1 protein-coding gene is annotated in these 23,291 nt (G+C 62.0%); it reads left to right on the forward strand.

What is annotated here, in order from left to right; genetic code table 11:
* Positions 1-23,277 carry an FG-GAP-like repeat-containing protein gene (locus RBB81_RS03265; protein ID WP_353072704.1) on the forward strand — a complete coding sequence of 7,759 codons (23,277 nt, stop codon included), beginning with the start codon at positions 1-3 and terminating at the stop codon, positions 23,275-23,277.
* Positions 23,278-23,291: the final 14 nt, after the last annotated feature.

Raw genomic sequence — 23,291 nt, forward strand, 5'->3', positions numbered from 1 at the left:
ATGTCGTCACACCGCACCAAATGCAAAAGCCGTTCAGGATATCTAAAGTCTGGCAGCCGTTCTTTCTCAGGCATCTTGCTGGCTGTCCTGGGCCTCCTCCTGGCAACTGTGTCCGTGCCTGAGAGCTTCGCTTTGGGCGCTGCAACAACGACAAGTCTGACGCTCTCTTCAGCCACCGTTACCAGTGGAACCATGGTCACGCTCACCGCCGCAGTGACGACCGGCGTGAGCACACCAGTCTCCCCGGGATTGATCACTTTTTGTGACGCAACTGCGACTCACTGCGTAAATTCCGCGATTCTAGGCACAGCCCAGTTAACCGCGACTGGAACTGCGGTACTTCGCCTTATTCCTGGTATCGGGACTCACAAGTACACAGCTGTCTTCAATGGAACGAACTCCCATTCCTCCAGCTCCTCTCCGTCACAAACCCTCAGTGTCACCGGAACTTACGCGACAGGAACAACCCTCACCAGCACAGGCACCGCAGGCAACTACACACTCGCAGCCACGGTCGTGGGAAACGGCGGGTTCACCCAATCACCCACAGCCGCCCTCTCCTTTGTAGACACATCCAACAGCAACTACGTCTTCGGCACCTCTCCTTTGGGAGCTGCTGTCGCCGCGCAGACGTTTAATGCCGCCGCCTCTGCAAGCGGCACAGGTATTCCTCCCAGGGGCTCCGCCCTAGGGGACTTTAACGGCGACGGAAAGCTGGATATCGCAGTAGCCTCCGCTGCGAACAAAGTCAATATCCTGCTGGGCACAGGAACCGGAACCTTCACCACAGGAACCACGCTCACCGCCGGCCTCACACCCACCGGCGTTGCAGTCGGCGACTTCAACAACGATGGAATCCTGGATCTTGCCGTAACCAATGCCGTAGGCAACTCGGTAAGCATCTTCTTTGGTAGGGGGAATGGCACGTTTCAGAACCAGGTGATTTACCTCACGGGAATCACGCCAAGCGCCGTCGCCGTTGGCGACTTCAATAACGACGGCAACGCCGACCTCGCTATTACCAACCAGGCCAGCAACACCGTCACCGTTCTTTTGAATAATGGCAACGGCACATTCACCGCTGCTCCCTTCTCGCCATTTACCGTCGGAGCCGGTCCTCTCAATCTCATCGTGAGTGACTTCAACGGAGACGGCAAAGCCGATATCGCCGTCACCAACTTCGCGACCGTCTCGGTCTCCATTCTTCTGGGTGACGGCACAGGAAACTTCAGCCAGGCCAGCGGTTCTCCGATCGACGTCGGCAGATACCCAACCGGGCTCGTTGCAGGAGACTTCAACGGCGACGGCATCATCGATATCGCCGTCCCTAGCTCCAACGACGACACCGTCGGGATACTCATCGGTAACGGCAATGGAACCTTTCAGCCACGCGTCGTCGGTGCAAACCCCGTCGGCGCAGTACCGATTGCAATTGCATTGGGCGACTTCAACGGAGATGGCAAAGCCGACCTGACAGTCGTGAATCAAAACAACACGACACAAAGCGTCCTGCTTGGAAACGGTGACGGAACGTTTCAGGCCGCAGTAAATTACACCGTAGGTGCAACCGGATCTTCAACGCTCGTCGGGGATTTCAACGGCGACGGATTTCCAGATATTGCAACTCCAGTGCAGAGCAACAACAACGTGGCAGTCCTGCTGGACCAGATCACCCAGACCGCAACCGCCACTCTAAACACTCCTAACGTCCCCGCCGGCGCTGCGATCGCGCACAAGGTCGACGCGGTCTACCCCGGAGAAACCTACTTCGCCAAAAGCACCTCCAACCTCTTGTCTCTCACTGGTACGCCAATCACCACAGCTACGCTGCTGAGTGCGAATCCTTCATCCAGCACTTACAGCCAGCAGGTCGTACTCTCTGCCACCCTCAGCCCCTATGCCTTAGGCGGCTACACCACTAACAACGAACTGATCACCTTCCTCAACGGCGCCACTGTTCTGGGTACAAGCAAGCTTTCAAGCGGAATCGCGACACTGAATGTGACGTCGCTGCCTGTCGGCACGGATAGCCTTACCGCGAGCTTCAACCTCGGCAGCCCCACTGATGCAAACTTTCTAGCCAGCACATCCTCACCCATCAACTACCCCGTCGCAAAGACCACGCCGGTCATCACCTGGGCCACGCCGGCTCCCATCAACTACGGCATCCTGGTGTCCTCGACCCAACTCAACGCCACAACAACCGTCGCCGGAACATTTTCCTACAGTGTGGCTGCTTACACCCTGCTCCCCGTAGGCACCTACACGTTGACCGCCACCTTCACCCCGAGTGTCGCCAACAGCTCGAGCTACTCCTCGGCGACCGCCAGCGTGACCCTCGTGGTCAACCCCGCGAACCCGCAGATAAGCTGGCCTTCGCCAGCACCCATCACCTATCCCACCCCGTTAAGCAACATACAACTTGACGCGACGGTGGCTGTTTACACGCCGGTCCCGCTGACCTCGTACTACAACCTCAACGGTATCTACACCAATGGCACGGGCTTTAGCGGTGGCTTTGATCAAGGCGGCAATGCCTACTCGTCGAATTTGCTTGGAACCTCCGTCACCTGGAACAACATAACTTATCAATTGGGACCCGCCAACGCACTCGATGCAGTCGGCGGTCTGAGCAGCACAGGAACGACGGTGACCATCGCTCTTCCAGCTGGATACTACGCCAGCCTTAATATGCTTGGCGCGATGGTCAACAACTCTACCGCGGCGAACCCATTCATCATCACTTATACCGACGGAACCACCAGCACCTATACGCAAAGCCTGAGTGACTGGGTCTATCCGATGAACTACCCCGGCGAGACAGAAGTCACTTGCGTCCCTTACCGCAACACCTCCGGTGGTGGCGAAGATAGTCACTTGACGTGCGTCTACGGCTATTCGATTCCGCTCAACAGCTCAAAAATTGTTCAGAGTGTCACGCTTCCCGCATGGCAGGGACCAGGAGATGTCTCGATACTCGCCATGGACCTGGTCTCGCCTCCCATCCCAGGCGCACTGGTCTATTCGCCTACGTCAGGCACTGTCCTGCCTACTGGAGAAAACACACTCTCCGCTACCTTCACACCGACCAACACGACCAACTACACCGGCGCCACGGCATCTGTACCACTGCTCGTCAATCCAGCAAGCTCGACCGTAATCGTCTGGCCTACGCCTGCCTCAATCACCTATGGCACGCCGCTCAGCGCCACCCAGCTCAACGCTGTAGCCGAGATCACTCCGAACACGACTTCTGTTTCACTTTCCTCTTATTACCGCGTCAACGCCTTTCAATCGAATGGATCCCTCTTCTCAACCGGCGGCTTCGACAACATCGGAAACGCGTACTCCTCCAATTCGGTTGGCACCTCTATCACCTGGAATGGCCAGACTTACTCTCTTGGACCAGCGAACCTTCCAGACGCCGTTACCAGCACCGTCATCGCCCTGCCCCAGGGAGCCTTCTCCGGCCTGACGATGATCGGCGCGGCCACAATCGTCGGACAGACGTCCCAACGCTTCACCATCACCTACACCGATGGAACCACCGTGTTCGCCGCAGTCAGTCTCGACAGCTGGACACAGACCTCTCCCTTCACTCCCTACCCCGGCGAGAGCATCGTCTCCACGACGGCCTTCCGAAATACCAGCGGCGGCGGCCAGACCCTCGGCACCACTTATCTCTACGGCTATACCATTCCTCTCGACAACACGAAGACCGTGCAAAGCATCACCCTGCCTAACAATCGCAACGTCGTCATCGTGGCGATGGCGATGAACACGGCGGCCACGCCAACGGTAATTCCAGGTTCGTACGTATATACCCCTCCTGCAGGAACGGTCCTGCCTGTAGGCACCAATAAACTCAGCGTTCAGTTCACCCCAACCAATCCGGCCTACGGATCAGCCGCGGGAACAGTAAACCTCGTTGTCACCAAACAAGCCCTCCTCTTCACGGCCAACAACGAGACCGCCGTCTACGGAACGACAGTCCCTCCCTATACCTATTCGGTCACGGGCTACGTCAACGGCGATACCGCGTCCACTGCATACAGCGGCAATCCTTCGTTGACCACGATCCCAGCGGCCCCCACAACCGCAAACACCTACACCATCACCGCCGCCATCGGCTCTCTCACGTCCTCAAACTACAGTCTGACCTTCGCCACCGGAACGCTCACCATCACCCAGGCGATCCCCACCGTAACCTGGGCCAACCCGGCAAATATCACTTACGGCACCGCTCTCTCCGCCACCCAGCTAAACGCCACTGCATCAGTCCCAGGGACCTTTACCTATACCCCGGCGCTAGGCAGCATCCCAGCCGCAGGCATCGATACTCTTTCCGTCACCTTCAAACCAACGGACTCCACCGACTACTCAACCGTCACCAAGACCGTACAAATCACCGTAAACCAAGCCACACCCGTTATCACCTGGGCCAATCCCGCCGCCATCACCTACGGAACAGCGCTCTCCGCAACCCAGCTCAACGCAACCGCCTCTGTACCCGGCTCCTTCACTTACTCCCCCGCCATCGGAAACGTTCCTGTTGCCGGCACGGTCAGCCTGACAGCAACCTTCACTCCGACCGACACCGTCAACTACACTACCGCAACCAAAACGGTTCAACTGGTCGTCAACCAGGCAGCCCCAGTCATCACCTGGGCCACTCCCGCAGCCATCACCTACGGCACCGCGCTCTCCGCGACCCAACTCAACGCAACCGCCTCCGTAGCTGGTTCGTTCGCATATACTCCCGCCGCAGGCAACATCCCTGCTGCAGGTACCGATACTCTCTCGGTCACCTTCACCCCAACCGACACCACCGACTACTCCGCCGCCACCAAGACCGTGCAGATCGTTGTCAATCAAGCGACGCCGGTCATCACCTGGGCAACACCAGCAGCCATCACCTACGGAACCGCCCTCTCTGCAACCCAACTCAACGCAACCGCCTCCGTAGCTGGAACCTTCACCTATACTCCCGCCTCCGGCACTATTCCGGGCGCTGGCACGGACACTTTGTCGGTCACCTTCAAACCAACCGACTCCACCGACTACACCACGGCAACAGCAACCGTACAGCTCGTCGTCAACAAGGCAACGCCCGTCATCACCTGGGCCAATCCCGCGGCCATCACCTACGGAACCGCCCTCTCGAACACCCAACTTAACGCAACTGCTTCTGTCGCAGGTTCGTTCGTCTACACTCCTGCCGTGGGCAACATCCCAGCAGCAGGAACCGACACCCTCTCGGTCACCTTCACCCCAACCGACGCCACCGACTACACCACCGCAACTAAGACCGTTCAGATCGTTGTCAATCAAGCCACCCCAGTCATCACCTGGGCCAATCCCGCAGCCATCACCTACGGAACCGCCCTCTCCGCGACCCAACTTAACGCAACTGCCTCCGTCGCAGGTACCTTCACCTACACCCCCGCCGTGGGCAACATCCCAGCAGCAGGAACCGACACCCTCTCGGTCACCTTCACCCCAACTGACTCCACCGACTACACCACAGCCACCAAGACCGTTCAGATCGTCGTCAACCAGGCGACCCCGGTCATCACCTGGGCCAATCCCGCAGCCATCACCTACGGCACCGCACTCACCTCAACCCAACTCAACGCCACCGCCTCGGTCGCCGGTACCTTCACCTATACACCCGCCGCGGGTTCCATCCCCGGTGCTGGTACTGACACGTTGTCGGTCACCTTCATCCCAACCGACACTACCGACTACACCACAGCAACCAAGACCGTTCAGATCGTCGTCAACCAGGCCACCCCAGTCATCACCTGGGCGACCCCCGCTGCCATCACGTACGGAACCGCACTCTCCGCCACCCAACTCAACGCCACCGCCTCGGTCGCCGGCACATTCATCTACTCTCCGGCCTCCGGCGCTACTCCGGGCGCTGGCACGGACACCTTGTCGGTAACCTTCAAACCAACCGACGCCACCGACTACACCACAGCAACCGCAACCGTACAGCTCGTCGTCAACAAGGCAACGCCGGTCATCACCTGGGCAAACCCTGCGGCCATCACCTACGGAACCGCCCTCTCGGCAACTCAACTCAACGCCTCTGCCTCCGTCGCCGGTTCGTTCGCATATTCACCGGCCGCAGGCAGCATTCCCGCCGCTGGCACCGATACCCTTTCCGTCACCTTCACCCCCACCGACGCCACCGACTACACCACAGCAACAGCCACTGTACAGCTTGTCGTCAATAAGGCCTCCCCCGTCATCACCTGGGCAAACCCCGCCGCGATCACCTACGGAACTGCACTCTCCGCAACCCAACTCAACGCAACCGCCTCCGTCGCCGGCTCGTTCGCTTACACCCCAGCTGCAGGCAATATCCCGACCGTCGGAACGAATACACTTTCGGTCACCTTCACACCAACCGACGCCACCAACTACACCTCCGCCACCAAGACCGTCCAGATCGTCGTCACCCAGGCAGTCCCAGTCATCACCTGGGCGACTCCCGCCAGCATCATCTACGGCACCGCACTCTCCGCCATCCAACTCAACGCCTCTGCCTCCGTTGCCGGCTCGTTCGCCTACACCCCGGCCATCGGCAACGTCCCTGCCGCTGGCACTGACACCCTCTCGGTCACCTTCACCCCCACCGACACCACCAACTACACCACCGCCACCAAGACCGTCCAGATCGTCGTCACCCAGGCAGTCCCAGTCATCACCTGGGCAAACCCAGCCAGCATTACCTACGGAACAGCACTCTCCGCAACTCAACTCAACGCAACTGCCTCCGTCCCAGGTTCATTCGCTTACACCCCCGCCGCAGGCAACATCCCAGCAGCAGGAACTGACACCCTCTCGGTCACCTTCACCCCCACCGACACCACCAACTACACCACCGCCACCAAGACCGTCCAAATCGTCGTCACCCAGGCAGTCCCAGTCATCACCTGGGCGAACCCAGCAGCCATCACCTACGGCACCGCGCTCTCCGCAACTCAACTCAACGCAACCGCCTCCGTCGCCGGATCGTTCACTTACACCCCGGCCATCGGCAACGTCCCTGCCGCTGGCACTGACACCCTCTCGGTCACCTTCACCCCCACCGACACCACCAACTACACCACCGCCACCAAGACCGTCCAGATCGTCGTCATCCAGGCTTCACCTGTCATCACCTGGGCCAACCCAGCCAGCATCACCTACGGCACCGCACTCTCCGCAACCCAACTCAACGCCACCGCCTCCGTCCCCGGCTCGTTCACCTACACCCCCGCCATCGGCAATATCCCAGCAGCAGGTACCGACACCCTCTCCGTCACCTTCACCCCCACCGACTCCACCAACTACTCCACCGCAACTAAGACCGTACAGATCGTCGTCACCCAGGCAGTCCCAGTCATCACCTGGGCGAACCCAGCAGCCATCACCTACGGCACCGCGCTCTCCGCAACTCAACTCAACGCAACCGCCTCCGTCGCCGGATCGTTCACTTACACCCCGGCCATCGGCAACGTCCCTGCCGCTGGCACTGACACCCTCTCGGTCACCTTCACCCCCACCGACACCACCAACTACACCACCGCCACCAAGACCGTCCAGATCGTCGTCATCCAGGCTTCACCTGTCATCACCTGGGCCAACCCAGCCAGCATCACCTACGGCACCGCACTCTCCGCAACCCAACTCAACGCAACCGCCTCCGTACCAGGTTCGTTCGCCTACTCTCCCGCCGCAGGCAACATCCCAGCAGCAGGAACTGACACCCTCTCGGTCACCTTCACCCCCACCGACACCACCAACTACACCACCGCCACCAAGACCGTCCAAATCGTCGTCACCCAGGCAGTCCCAGTCATCACCTGGGCGAACCCAGCAGCCATCACCTACGGCACCGCGCTCTCCGCAACTCAACTCAACGCAACCGCCTCCGTCGTCGGATCGTTCACTTACACCCCGGCCATCGGCAACGTCCCTGCCGCTGGCACCGACACCCTCTCGGTCACCTTCACCCCCACCGACACCACCAACTACACCACCGCCACCAAGACCGTACAGATCGTCGTCAATCAGGCAGCCCCCGTCATCACCTGGAACACTCCAGCCCCGATCACCTTCGGCACCGCACTCTCCGCAACCCAGCTCAACGCCACCGCCTCCGTCCCCGGCTCGTTCACCTACACCCCCGCCATCGGCAACGTCCCTGCCGCTGGCACTGACACCCTCTCCGTCACCTTCACCCCCACCGACACCACCAACTACACCTCCGCAACCAAGACCGTCCAAATCGTCGTCACCCAGGCAGTCCCAGTCATCACCTGGGCCAACCCAGCCAGCATCACCTACGGAACAGCACTCTCCGCAACTCAACTCAACGCCACCGCCTCCGTGGCCGGCTCGTTCACCTACACCCCCGCCGCTGGCAACATCCCAGCAGCAGGTACCGACACCCTCTCTGTCACCTTCACCCCCACCGACACCACCAACTACACCACCGCCACCAAGACCGTACAGATCGTCGTCAATCAGGCAGCCCCCGTCATCACCTGGAACACTCCAGCCCCGATCACCTACGGCACCGCACTCTCCGCAACCCAGCTCAACGCCACCGCCTCCGTCGCTGGCTCGTTCACCTACACCCCCGCCATCGGCAACATCCCCGCAGCTGGCACCGACACCCTCTCGGTCACCTTCACCCCCACCGACACCACCAACTACACCACCGCCACCAAGACCGTCCAGATCGTCGTTACCCAGGCCTCACCGATCATCACCTGGGCCAACCCCGCCGCGATCACTTACGGCACTGCCCTCTCCGCCACCCAACTCAACGCCACCGCCTCCGTCCCAGGTTCGTTCGCCTACACCCCCGCTGCGGGTTCCATCCCCGGCGCCGGTACTGACACGTTGTCGGTCACCTTCACCCCCACCGACACCACCAACTACTCCACCGCAACTAAGACCGTACAGATCGTCGTCACGCAAGCCACACCCGTCATCACCTGGGCCAACCCCGCCAGCATCACCTACGGAACGGCGCTCTCCGCAACCCAACTCAACGCCACCGCCTCCGTGGCCGGCTCGTTCACATACACCCCCGCCGCTGGCAACATCCCAGCAGCAGGTACCGACACCCTCTCTGTCACCTTCACCCCCACCGACACCACCAACTACACCTCCGCCACCAAGACCGTACAGATCGTCGTCAATCAGGCAGCCCCCGTCATCACCTGGAACACTCCAGCCCCGATCACCTACGGCACGGCGCTTTCGAACACCCAGCTGGATGCGAGCTCCTCCGTACCCGGCACCCTGACTTATACGCCAGCCGCGGGCACAATCCCGGCGGTCGGTACCGACACTCTGTCGGTCACCTTCACCCCGACTGACACCGCCAACTATTCCAGCGCCACCAAGACCGTACAGCTTGTCGTCAATAAGGCCACTCCTGTCATCACGTGGCCCACACCCGCAAGCATCGTCTACGGCACCGCACTCTCCAACACTCAACTCGATGCCACGGCCTCGGTCGCAGGTACGTTTACCTACACTCCCGCCATCGGCGCGATCCCAGCCGCCGGCACCGATACCCTCTCGGTCACCTTCACCCCCACCGATACAACCGACTACACCACCGCTACCCAGACCGTCTCACTCACCGTAACCCAGGCCGCTCCGACCATTACCTGGCCGACGCCGGCGAGCATCACCTACGGAACAGTCCTCTCCAACACGCAGCTCAACGCGTCTGCCTCGGTCCCCGGCAATCTCGTCTACACTCCGGCAGCCGGCACCACCCCAGCAGCAGGTACCGACACACTCTCCGTCACCTTGACCCCAACTGACACCGCCAACTACTCCTCCGTCACCAAAACCGTTCAGCTCACCGTCTCCCAGGCCGCGCCCGTCATCACGTGGGCCACACCCGCAGCCATTACCTACGGCACGGTCCTTTCCAACACGCAGCTCGACGCGTCTGCCTCGGTCCCCGGCAATCTCGTCTACACTCCGGTCGCCGGCACCACTCCAGCAGCAGGTACCGACACACTCTCCGTCACCTTCACCCCAACTGACACCGCCAACTACTCCTCCGTCACCAAAACCGTTCAGCTCACCGTCAACCAGGCCACACCCACCATCACTTGGACCAACCCCGCGAACGTCACCTACGGAACGGCGCTCTCCAACACCCAGCTCGATGCCACCGCCTCCGTTGCCGGCTCTTTCGTCTATACCCCCGCCGCGGGTTCCATTCCCAACGCAGGCATCGACACCCTCTCGGTGACCTTCACCCCAACCGACACCACCAACTACTCCACCGCCACCAAAACCGTGCAGATTACGGTCACTCAGGTTGGCTCAACCATCACCTGGTCGAATCCCGCCAGCATCGTCTACGGCACAACCCTCTCCAACACGCAGCTCAGCGCAACTGCTTCTGTCCCCGGTAGTTTCGTCTACACTCCCGCGGCCGGCACCACCCCTGCAGCCGGAACCGATAGCCTCTCGGTCACCTTCACCCCAACCGACACCACCAACTACACCAGCGCCACCAAAACGGTACAGATCGTCGTCACCCAGGCAACCCCGGTCATCACCTGGGCCAACCCCGCCAGCATCACATACGGCACTGCCCTCTCGGCAACCCAGCTGAACGCAACCGCCTCAGTCACGGGCAACTTGGTCTACACCCCGGCCATCGGCAACATCCCCGCCGCAGGAACCGACACCCTCTCGGTCACCTTCACTCCAACCGACACCGTCAACTATTCCAGTGTCACCAAGACCGTTCAGATCGTTGTCAGTCAGGCTTCGTCCACTCTCAGCTGGGCAACACCGGCGAGTATCGTCTACGGAACCGCCCTCTCGAACACCCAACTCGACGCCACCTCCACTGTCCCCGGAACCTTCACCTACACCCCCGCCGCAGGATCTATCCCCGCGGTCGGCACAGACTCTCTCTCGGTCACCTTCACCCCAACCGACACCACTAGTTACTCCACCGCCACCAAAACAGTTCAGATCGTCGTCACCCAGGCCACGCCAACCATCACCTGGGCCAACCCCGCCAGCATCGTCTACGGAACCGCCCTTTCCGCAACCCAGCTCAACGCAACCGCATCGGTCCCCGGCACCTTCACTTACACTCCGGCCATCGGCAACGTTCCCGCCGTCGGCACCGACACCCTCTCCGTAACCTTCACCCCCACCGACACCGCCAGCTACACCACCGCAACCAAGACCGTTCAGATCGTCGTCACCCAAGCCTCGTCCAGCATCACCTGGGTCAACCCAGCCAGTATCGTCTACGGCACCGCTCTCTCCGCAACGCAGCTAGACGCCACCGCATCGGTCCCCGGCACCTTAACCTACACTCCAGCTGCTGGAAGTATTCCCGCCGTAGGCACCGACACCCTCTCCGTCACCTTCACTCCAACTGACACCACCAGCTACTCGAGCGCCACCAAGACCGTTCAGATCGTCGTCACCCAGGCCACGCCGACCATCACATGGGCCACCCCCGCCAGCATCACCTATGGAACCGCACTCTCCGCAACGCAACTGAACGCAACCGCATCAGTCCCCGGCACCTTCGTCTACACTCCCGCCATCGGCAACGTTCCCGCCGCAGGAACTGATACCCTCTCAGTTACATTTACCCCCACCGACACCACCGGCTACACCACCGCCACCAAGACCGTCCAGATCGTCGTCACCCAAGCCACATCCACAATCACCTGGGCCAACCCCGCCAGCATCACCTACGGCACCGCACTCTCCGCAACGCAACTGAACGCAACCGCCTCAGTGCCAGGCTCCTTCACTTACACTCCCGCCGCAGGCAACATTCCCGCCGTCGGCACCGACACCCTCTCGGTCACCTTCACCCCAACCGACACCACCAGCTACTCCACCGCAACCAAAACCGTTCAGATCGTCGTCACCCAGGCCACGCCAACCATCACCTGGGCTAATCCCACTGCCATCACCTACGGCACTGCCCTCTCCAATACGCAACTCGACGCAACCGCCTCCGTCCCAGGCACCTTTACCTACTCCCCTGCAGTAGGCAACGTGCCCGCCGCCGGAACCGATACCCTCTCGGTCACCTTCACCCCGACAGACACCACCAGCTACACCACCGCCACAAAGACCGTCCAGATCGTCGTCAACCAGGCCTCCTCCACCATCACCTGGGCCAACCCAGCCAGCATCGTCTACGGCACTGCCCTCTCCGCAACTCAACTCAACGCAACCGCCTCAGTCCCCGGCAGCTTTACCTACGCCCCGGCCGCAGGCTCTCTCCCAGCAGTCGGTACTGACACCCTCTCGGTTACCTTCACCCCAACCGATACCGTCAGCTACACCACCGCCACCAAGACCGTCCAGATCGTCGTCACCCAGGCCACTCCCACCATCACCTGGGCGAACCCGGCCAGCATCACCTACGGCACCGCTCTCTCCGCAACCCAGCTCAACGCAACCGCCTCCGTCCCAGGAAGCTTCACCTTCACTCCTGCATCCGGCAGCATTCCCGCCGCAGGAACCGACACCCTCTCGGTCACCTTCACCCCCACCGATACCACCAGCTACACCACCGCCACCAAGACCGTCCAGATCGTCGTTAGCGCGGCGTCCTCCACCCTGAGCTGGGCCACTCCCGCCAGCATCGTCTATGGAACCGCCCTCTCCAACACGCAACTCGACGCCACCTCGACCGTCCCCGGAAGTTTCGTCTACACCCCAGCGACAGGCAGCATTCCCGCCGCCGGTACCGACACCCTCTCGGTCACCTTCACCCCAACCGACACCACCAGCTACACCACGGCAACCAAGACCGTTCAACTCGTCGTCACCCAGACCGCACCGATCATCACCTGGGCTAACCCAGCGAGCATCGTCTACGGCACCGCTCTCTCCGCGACCCAACTCAACGCCACCGCCTCGGTCCCAGGCTCCTTCGCTTACACGCCCGCAGCTGGCACCATCCCCGCCGCGGGAACTGATACTCTTTCGGTTACATTTACCCCAACCGACACCACCAACTACTCCAGCGTCACGAAAACAGTCTCGTTGACCGTCACTCAGGGCGCGCCCGTCATCACCTGGGCGAACCCAGCCAGCATCACCTACGGAACAGCGCTCTCCGCGACCCAGCTCAACGCCACCGCATCCGTCGTTGGTTCGTTCGCCTACACCCCGGCAGTCGGCAATATCCCCGCAGCGGGCACCGACACCCTCTCAGTCACTTTCACCCCCATCGACACCACCAACTACTCCAGCGCCACCAAGACCGTCCAGATCGTAGTCACCCAGGCTGGCCCAGTCATTACCTGGGCTACTCCGGCCAGCATCATCTACGGCACCGCACTCTCCGCCACCCAGCTCGACGCGACCGCCTCCGTCCCCGGCACTCTCGTCTACACCCCAGCCGTCGGCAACATCCCCGCAGCCGGAACCGACACCCTGTCCGTCACCTTCACCCCAACCGACGCCACCAACTACTCCACCGCAACCGCCACCGTGCAGCTCACAGTAACCCAGGCCGCTCCGACCATCACCTGGGCTACTCCAGCGAGCATCACCTACGGGACGGCACTCTCAGCCACCCAGCTCGACGCGACCTCTTCCGTCGCCGGTACCTTCGTCTACACCCCTGCAGTCGGTAATGTCCCCGCTGTTGGTACGGACACGCTCTCCGTAACCTTCACACCCACCGACACCACCAGCTACACCACCGCAACCAAGACAGTTCAGATCGTCGTCACCCAGGCAACACCCACCATCACCTGGCCGACCCCAGCCAGCATCACCTACGGCACAACCCTCTCCAGCACGCAACTGAACGCTTCATCGCCCGTCGCAGGCACCTTCGTGTATACCCCCGCGGCTGGAACCACCCCGGCTGCCGGAACCGACACACTCTCGGTCACCTTCACCCCAACCGACACCACCAGCTACACCACCGCCACCAAGACCGTCCAAATCGTCGTCACTCAGGCCACACCCACCATCACCTGGCCGACCCCGGCGCCGATCAGCTACGGAACCACTCTCTCCGCTACGCAGCTCGATGCAACCGCCTCGGTCCCAGGCAGCTTTGTCTATACGCCGGCCGCAGGCACCACTCCGGCCACCGGAACCGATACCCTTTCGGTCACCTTCACCCCAACCGACACCACCAGCTACACCACGGTGACCAAGACCGTTCAACTCATCGTCAATCCGGCGACCTCGGGCATCACCTGGAACACCCCGGCACCCATCACATACGGCACGACACTCTCCGCCATTCAGCTCGACGCGACTTCTTCTGTCCCCGGCACTCTCGTCTACACTCCCGCCGCAGGCACCACTCCGGCCACCGGCACCGACACTCTCTCGGTCACCTTCACCCCCACCGACACCACCAACAACTCCAGCGCCACCAAAACCGTACAGCTCGTAGTCACCCAGGCCTCCTCCACCCTCAGCTGGGCGACTCCTGCCAGCATCGTCTACGGAACCGCCCTCTCCAACACGCAGCTCGACGCAACCTCCACCGTCCCCGGCTCCTTCGCCTACACACCCGCCGCAGGCAACATCCCCGCCGTCGGCACCGACACTCTCTCGGTCACCTTCACCCCCACTGACACCACAAACTACTCATCCGCCACCAAGACCGTTGACATCACCGTCACTCAGGCAACACCAACCATCACGTGGGCCACTCCAGCCGGCATCACCTATGGAACCGCTCTCTCAGCAACGCAGCTGAACGCAACCGCCTCGGTCCCAGGCAACCTGGTTTACACGCCCGCAATCGGCAACGTCCCCGCCGCAGGAACTGATACCCTTTCAGTTACATTTACCCCGACCGACACCGCCAGCTACTCCACCGTCACCAAGACCGTTCAGATCGTCGTCAACCAGGCCTCCTCCACCATCACCTGGGCGAACCCGGCCAGCATCGTCTACGGAACCGTTCTCTCCGCGACACAGCTGAATGCAACCGCTTCGGTCCCCGGCAACTTCGTCTATACCCCAGCCGCAGGAACCACCCCCGCAGTGGGCACCGATCCCCTCTCAGTCACCTTCACCCCCACTGACACCACAAACTACTCATCCGCCACCAAGACAGTTCAGATCGTAGTCACCCAGGCCACGCCAGTCATCACCTGGGCCAACCCAGCCAGCATCACATACGGTACCGCGCTCTCCGCGACCCAACTCGACGCCACCGCCTCCGTCCCCGGCAACCTCATCTACACCCCCGCCATCGGCAACGTCCCCGCCGCCGGAACTGATACTCTTTCGGTTACATTTACTCCCACCGACACCGCCAGCTACTCCGCTGTCACCAAGACCGTCCAGATCGTAGTCACCCAGGCCTCCTCCACCCTCAGCTGGGCGACTCCTGCCAGCATCGTCTACGGAACCGCCCTCTCCAACACGCAGCTCGACGCAACCTCCACCGTCCCCGGCTCCTTCGCCTACACACCCGCCGCAGGCAACATCCCCGCCGTCGGCACCGACACCCTCTCGGTCACCTTCACCCCGACCGACACCACCAGCTACTCCACCGCAACCAAAACAGTCCAGATTGTCGTCACCCAGGCCACACCAACCATCACCTGGTCGAATCCCGCCGCCATCACCTACGGCACCGCACTCTCATCCACGCAGCTTGACGCAACTTCTTCCGCACCCGGCACCTTCACCTACACTCCGGCTGTCGGCAACATCCCCGCCGCAGGAACTGATACCCTTTCAGTTACATTTACCCCCACCGACACCACCAGCTACTCCACCGCCACCAAAACAGTCCAGATCGTCGTCAATCCGGCCTCCTCCACCATCACCTGGGCCAACCCAGCCAGCATCGTCTACGGAACCGCCCTCTCCGCCACGCAGCTGAACGCAACCGCCTCGGTCCCCGGCTCCCTCGCCTACACCCCCGCTGCAGGCTCTGTGCCCGCCGTAGGCACCGACACCCTCTCAGTCACCTTCACCCCGACTGACTCGACCGACTACTCCACCGCTACCAAAACCGTCCAGATCGTAGTCACCCAGGCCACACCCACCATCACCTGGGCGAACCCAGCCAGCATCACCTACGGTACCGTTCTCTCCGCGACACAGTTGAATGCAACCGCCTCCGTCCCCGGCACCCTCGTCTACACCCCCGCCATCGGCAACGTCCCGGCGGCCGGTACCGACACCCTTTCGGTCACATTCACCCCCACCGACACCACCAGCTACACCAGCGTCACCAAGACAGTCCAGGTCGTAGTCACCCAGGCCTCCTCCACTCTCAGCTGGTCTGATCCCGCAAGCATCACCTACGGAACCGCCCTCTCCGCAACTCAACTCGACGCAACCTCTACCGTCCCCGGTTCATTCGTCTACACCCCCGCCGCAGGCAGCATCCCGGCCGTCGGCACCGACACCCTCTCGGTCACCTTCACCCCAACCGACACCACCAGCTACTCCACCGCGACCAAGACCGTTCAACTCGTCGTCACCCAGGCCTCCCCCACCATCACCTGGGCGACGCCAGCAAGCATCGTCTACGGAACCGCACTCTCCGCCACCCAACTCGACGCCACTGCTTCGGTCCCCGGCACACTCACCTACACCCCCGCCGCGGGCAACATCCCAGCAGTAGGCACGGACACCCTCTCGGTCACCTTCACCCCCACTGACACCACCAACTACTCCACCGTCACCAAGACAGTTCAGATCATCGTCACGCAAGGCGCTCCCACCATCACCTGGGCCAACCCCGCCGGCATCACCTACGGCACCACCCTCTCCGCGACGCAACTCAACGCCACCGCCTCGGTCCCCGGCGCCTTCACCTACACCCCCGCCTCCGGCTCCACTCCTGCAGTCGGAACCGACACCCTCTCGGTCACCTTCACCCCAACCGACACCACCGACTACTCCACCGCTACCAAAACCGTCCAAATCGTCGTCACTCAAGCCACACCCACCATCACCTGGACGAACCCAGCCAGCATCACCTACGGCACCACGCTCTCCGCCACCCAGCTCAACGCCACCGCCTCGGTCCCCGGCGCCTTCACCTACACACCAGCCTCGGGCACCACTCCTGCAGTCGGAACCGACACCCTCTCGGTCACCTTCACCCCGACTGACACCACCAGCTACTCCACCGCAACCAAAACAGTCCAGATCGTCGTCACCCAGGCTTCCTCCACCCTCAGCTGGGCAACTCCCACCAGCATCGTCTACGGAACCGCACTCTCCGCCACCCAGCTCAACGCAACCTCGACTGTCCCCGGCACCTTCACCTACACCCCAGCCGCAGGCGCTGTTCCCGCTGTGGGCACTGACACCCTCTCGGTTACCTTCACCCCCACCGACACCACCAGCTACTCCACCGCAACCACGACGGTTCAGATCGTCGTCACCCAGGCCACACCTGTTGTCACCTGGGCCAACCCAGCCAGCATCACCTACGGCACCGCACTCTCAGCCACACAACTCAATGCCAGCTCGCCCGTTGCCGGCACCTTCACCTACACTCCCGCCGCAGGCAACACTCCCGCAGTCGGCACCGACACGCTCTCGGTCACCTTCACCCCCACCGACACCACCAGCTACACCTCCGCAACCAAAACCGTCCAGATCGTCGTCACTCAGGCCGCGTCCACCATCACCTGGGCAACCCCCGCCAGCATCACCTACGGAACCGCGCTCTCAGCGACTCAACTCAACGCAACCGCCTCGGTCCCCGGTAGCTTCACCTACACCCCGGCTGCAGGCGCAGTTCCCGCAGTCGGCACCGACACGCTCTCGGTCACCTTCACCCCCACTGACACCACCAGCTATACCCACGCCACCAAAACCGTCCAGCTCGTCGTCACCCAGGCAACCCCGGTCATTACGTGGGCCAACCCTGCTGGCATCACCTACGGCACAGCACTCTCCACAACCCAGCTCGACGCAACCGCCTCCGTCCCCGGCAACTTCACCTACACCCCGGCGATCGGAAACATTCCCGCAGCCGGCACCGACACCCTCTCGGTCACCTTCACCCCAACCGACACCACCAGCTACACCAGCGTCACCAAGACCGTCCAGATCGTCGTCACCCAGGCTTCCTCCAACCTCACCTGGGCGACTCCGGCCAGCATCACCTATGGCACGGCGCTCTCCGCAACCCAGCTCGACGCCAGCTCCACCGTTCCCGGTTCCTTCGTCTACACCCCCGCCGCTGGCAACGTCCCCGCCGCGGGTACCGACACCCTCTCGGTCACCTTCACCCCTACCGATACCACCAGCTACTCCACTGCAACCAAGACCGTTCAGATCGTAGTCACCCAGGCCGCGCCAGTCATCACCTGGGCCAACCCAGCAAGCATTACCTACGGAACAGCTCTCTCCGCCACTCAGCTCAACGCAACCGCATCGGTCCCCGGTAGCTTCACCTACACCCCGGCTGCGGGCAACATCCCAGCCGCTGGCACCGACACCCTCTCGGTCACCTTCACCCCAACCGACACCACCAGCTACTCCACCGTCACCAAGACCGTTCAGATCGTCGTCAACCCGGCCTCCTCCACCATCACCTGGGCCAACCCAGCAAGCATTACCTACGGAACAGCTCTCTCCGCCACTCAGCTCAACGCAACCGCATCGGTCCCCGGTAGCTTCACCTACACCCCGGCTGCGGGCAACATCCCAGCCGCTGGCACCGACACCCTCTCGGTCACCTTCACCCCAACCGACACCACCAACTACACCTCCGCAACCAAGACCGTTCAGATCGTCGTCACCCAAGCCACACCCACCATCACCTGGGCCAACCCCGCCAGCATCACCTACGGCACAGCGCTCTCCGCAACCCAGCTCAACGCCACCGCATCGATCCCCGGCAACCTGGTTTACACGCCCGCCGTCGGCAACATCCCGGCCGCAGGAACTGACACCCTCTCAGTCACCTTCACTCCAACCGACACCACGAGCTACTCCACCGTCACCAAAACCGTTCAGATCACAGTCACCCAGGCCTCCTCGAATCTCAGCTGGGCGACTCCGGCCAGCATCACTTACGGAACCGCCCTCTCTGCGACCCAACTCGACGCAACCTCTACGGTTCCCGGAACCTTCGTCTATACCCCGGCAGTTGGCAATATCCCCGCTGCAGGAACCGACACCCTCTCGGTCACCTTCACTCCAACCGACACGACCAGCTACTCCACCGCCTCCAAGACCGTTCAAATCGTAGTCACCCAGGCCACCCCGGTCATCACCTGGGCCAATCCAGCAGGCATCACCTACGGCACAGCGCTCTCCGCAACCCAGCTCAACGCAACCGCATCGGTCCCCGGCAACCTGGTCTACACCCCGGCGACCGGAAACATCCCCGCTGCAGGAACTGACACCCTTTCGGTTACATTTACGCCGACCGATACCACCAACTACTCCACCGTCACTAAAACCGTCTCACTCACCGTCACCCAGGGCACCCCGACCATCACTTGGACCAACCCCGCCAGCATCACCTACGGCACAGCTCTCTCCGCCACCCAGCTCAACGCAACCGCCTCCGTCCCCGGCAATCTGGTCTACACTCCGGCGATCGGAAACGTCCCCGCTTCCGGAACTGATACTCTTTCGGTTACATTTACCCCAACTGACACGGCCAACTACTCCTCCGCATCCAAGACCGTCCAGATCGTCGTCACCCAGGCCACACCGGTGATCACCTGGGCCAACCCAGCCGGCATCACCTACGGCACTGCTCTCTCCGCTACACAGCTAAACGCAACCGCCTCGGTAGCCGGCACCTTCACGTACACCCCGGCAGCTGGCAACATCCTTGCTTCCGGAACTGATACTCTCTCGGTTACATTTACCCCAACCGACGCCGTCAACTACACCACCGCAACAAAGAGTGTTCAGATCGTGGTCACTCAGGCGTCTTCGAACCTCAGCTGGGCCACTCCGGCCAGCATCACCTACGGAACCGCCCTCTCTGCCACCCAACTCGACGCAACCGCCTCCGTCGCTGGAACCTTTGTCTACACTCCTGCAGCTGGCAACATTCCCGCCGCTGGAACCGACACCCTCTCCGTTACCTTCACTCCGAACGACACCACCAACTACTCCGCGGCGACAAAGACCGTTCAGCTCGTCGTCACCCAGGCAACCCCCGTTATCACCTGGGCTAATCCCGCCGGCATCACCTACGGAACGGCACTCTCCGCAACCCAGCTCAACGCAACCGCCTCCGTCCCCGGCAATCTCATCTACACCCCGGCGATCGGCAACATTCCTGCGGCAGGAACCGATACCCTTTCGGTCACCTTCACCCCCACTGACACCACCAACTACTCCACCGTCACCAAGACCGTCTCGCTGACCGTCAGCCAGGCCGCCCCCACCATCACCTGGACTAACCCAGCCAGCATCACCTACGGCACCGCACTCTCTGCCGTCCAACTCAACGCAACCGCCTCCGTCCCCGGTTCCTTCACCTACACTCCCGCCGTTGGCAGCACACCAGCCGCCGGCACCGACACTCTCTCGGTCACCTTCACCCCCACCGACTCATCCAACTACACCACCGCAACAAAGTCCGTCCAGATCGTCGTCACACAAGCCACTCCGGTGATCACCTGGGCTAACCCAGCCAGCATCACCTACGGCACAACTCTCTCCAACATCCAACTCGACGCCTCCACTCCCGTCGCTGGTAACTTCACCTACACACCTGCCGCTGGCAGCACCCCCCTCGCCGGCACCGATACGCTCTCGGTCGTATTCACCCCGACTGACACCTCCAACTACACCACCGCAACCAAGTCTGTACAGATCGTCGTCACCCAAGCCACTCCCGTCATCACCTGGGCCACTCCCGCCGCAATCACCTACGGCACCGCGCTCTCCGCGACACAACTCGACGCCACCGCGTCCGTTCCGGGAACTTTCGTCTACAACCCAGCCGCTGGTACCGTGTTGACCGCCGGCACGGACGCCCTCTCGGTCACCTTCACCCCAACCGACACCGCCAACTACACCACCGTCACCAAGACAATCTCACTCACCGTAAACCAGGCCACACCAATTATCACCTGGGCCAACCCCGCAACCATCACCTACGGCACAGCACTCTCGGCCACACAGCTTGATGCGACAGCCTCGGTCCCCGGCTCCTTCGCCTATACCCCGGCAGCTGGCAGCATCCCGACCGCAGGCACTGACACCCTCTCAGTCACCTTCACCCCGAGCGACACCACCAACTACGCCACCGTCACCAAGACGGTTCAGCTCACCGTCAACCAGGCCACACCAACCATCACCTGGACCAACCCTGCAACCATCACCTACGGCACTGCGCTCTCCAGCACACAACTGAACGCAACCGCCTCGGTCCCCGGCTCCTTCACCTACTCCCCGGCAGCGGGCGGCATCATCACCGCAGGCACTGACACCCTCTCGGTCACCTTCACCCCAACCGACACCACGGACTACACCACCGCCTCCGCCTCGGTTCAGATCATCGTCAATCAGGCCACTCCAACCATCGCGTGGACAAATCCGGCGCCCATCACCTACGGCACCGCGCTCTCTAACGCCCAGCTCAACGCCACCCCGTCGGTCCCCGGAGAACTCACCTACTCCCCGGCAGCGGGCGCCATCCTCACCGCCGGAACCGATACCCTCTCGGTCTCCTTTGTCCCAACCGACACCACCGACTACACCTCGGCCACCAAGACCGTCCAGATCGTCGTCAACCAGGCCACTCCCGTCATCTCATGGCCGACCCCATCCCTCATCGTCTACGGCACCGCGCTCTCTAACGCCCAGCTCGACGCCACCTCTTCCGTCCCCGGCAAGCTCGTCTACACTCCGGCAGCCGGCAGCATCCCACCCGCCGGAACCGACACCCTCTCGGTCACCTTCACCCCCACCGACACCACCGACTACACCTCGACCACCCAGACCACGCAGCTCACCGTCAGCCAGTACACCCCCATCGTCACCTGGGCCACGCCGGCATCAATCGTCTACGGAACCCCGCTAAGCACCACCCAGCTGAACGCCGCCGTCTATCAACCCAACAGCACCAACCCGATCCCCGGCACCTACGTCTACAGCCCGGCAATTGGAACCAACCTCATGGTCGGCAACCAGCCCCTGTCCGTCACCTTCACCCCAACCGACACCTCCGACTACACCACCGCCACCAAGACCATCTCCCTCGTCGTCACCCAGGCCGGCCTCACCATCGAAGCCGACAGCTTCACCCGACTCTACGGCACGCAGAACCCAGCCTTCACTGGCACCGTTACCGGCCAGCAGGATGGAGACACCTTCGTAGAGACCTTCTCCAACTCCGCGACGATCCAGTCCAACCCCGGTCAGTATCCGATCATCCCGTCGGTCAACGGAGCCAACCTCTCCGACTACACCCAGACCATCCAGGCCGGAAACCTCTCCATCACCAAGGCGCCAGCCCTCACCACGCTGAGCCTCAGCACCACCGCCATCCACTACGCCCTGCCCGTAACCTTCACCGCCAACGTCGCCTCCACCACCACCGGAACACCCACCGGAACCGTAATCTTCTTCGATAACGGCAACCCGCTCAACACCGCTACCCTCTCGAGCGGCGTCGCCACCTTCTCCACCACGTCCCTCTCCGTAGGCGTCCACACCATCACCGCCGTATACAGCGGAGACATCGACTTCAGTTCCAGCACCGCCTCCGCCGCATCCGGAGCGAACACCATCACCATCGCGCCTCTCGACTTCACCATCGTCCTCACCAGCGCCCAGACCGTCGAAGGCACCTACGGCAGCACCCGTCTGTATACCTTCCACGTCTCTCCCGTCGGCGGATACTACCCCGGAACCATCAATCTCGTCGCCAGCCCGACCGGCCCCATCCTCGCCACCTATACCTTCTCGCCGTCAACCATCGCCCAGTTCGCCGGCCCAACCGACATCACCCTCACCGTCGCAACCCGCAAACTCGCCTCACTCGACTCCCCGCAGGATCGCTCGCGCCGCCTCTCTCACATCGCGCTTGGTCTCTTCCTCCTGCCTCTCCTCGGCCTCCGCTACTCGCGTCGTTCCAGCCGCAAACTCACACGCCTCATCATCCACTCGCTCCTCATCCTGTCCTCTCTCGGAGCCATCGGAACCATCACCGGTTGCGGCGCAGGTTACTTCGACCGCACCTACCCCATAGTTGTTACAGCCAACAGCAACGGAATCCAGCACACTGTGAACGTCGACTACCACATCGACCAGTCCCCACAGTAAAAATTGCAAGCTTC

It is taken from the genome of Tunturibacter gelidoferens, from assembly GCF_040358255.1.
GTDB lineage: Bacteria > Acidobacteriota > Terriglobia > Terriglobales > Acidobacteriaceae > Edaphobacter > Edaphobacter gelidiferens.

What these genes read in the sequence shown, in the direction of transcription:
- RBB81_RS03265 (WP_353072704.1), top strand. Translation starts at nt 1, where the DNA reads ATGTCGTCACACCGCACCAAATGCAAAAGCCGTTCAGGATATCTAAAG.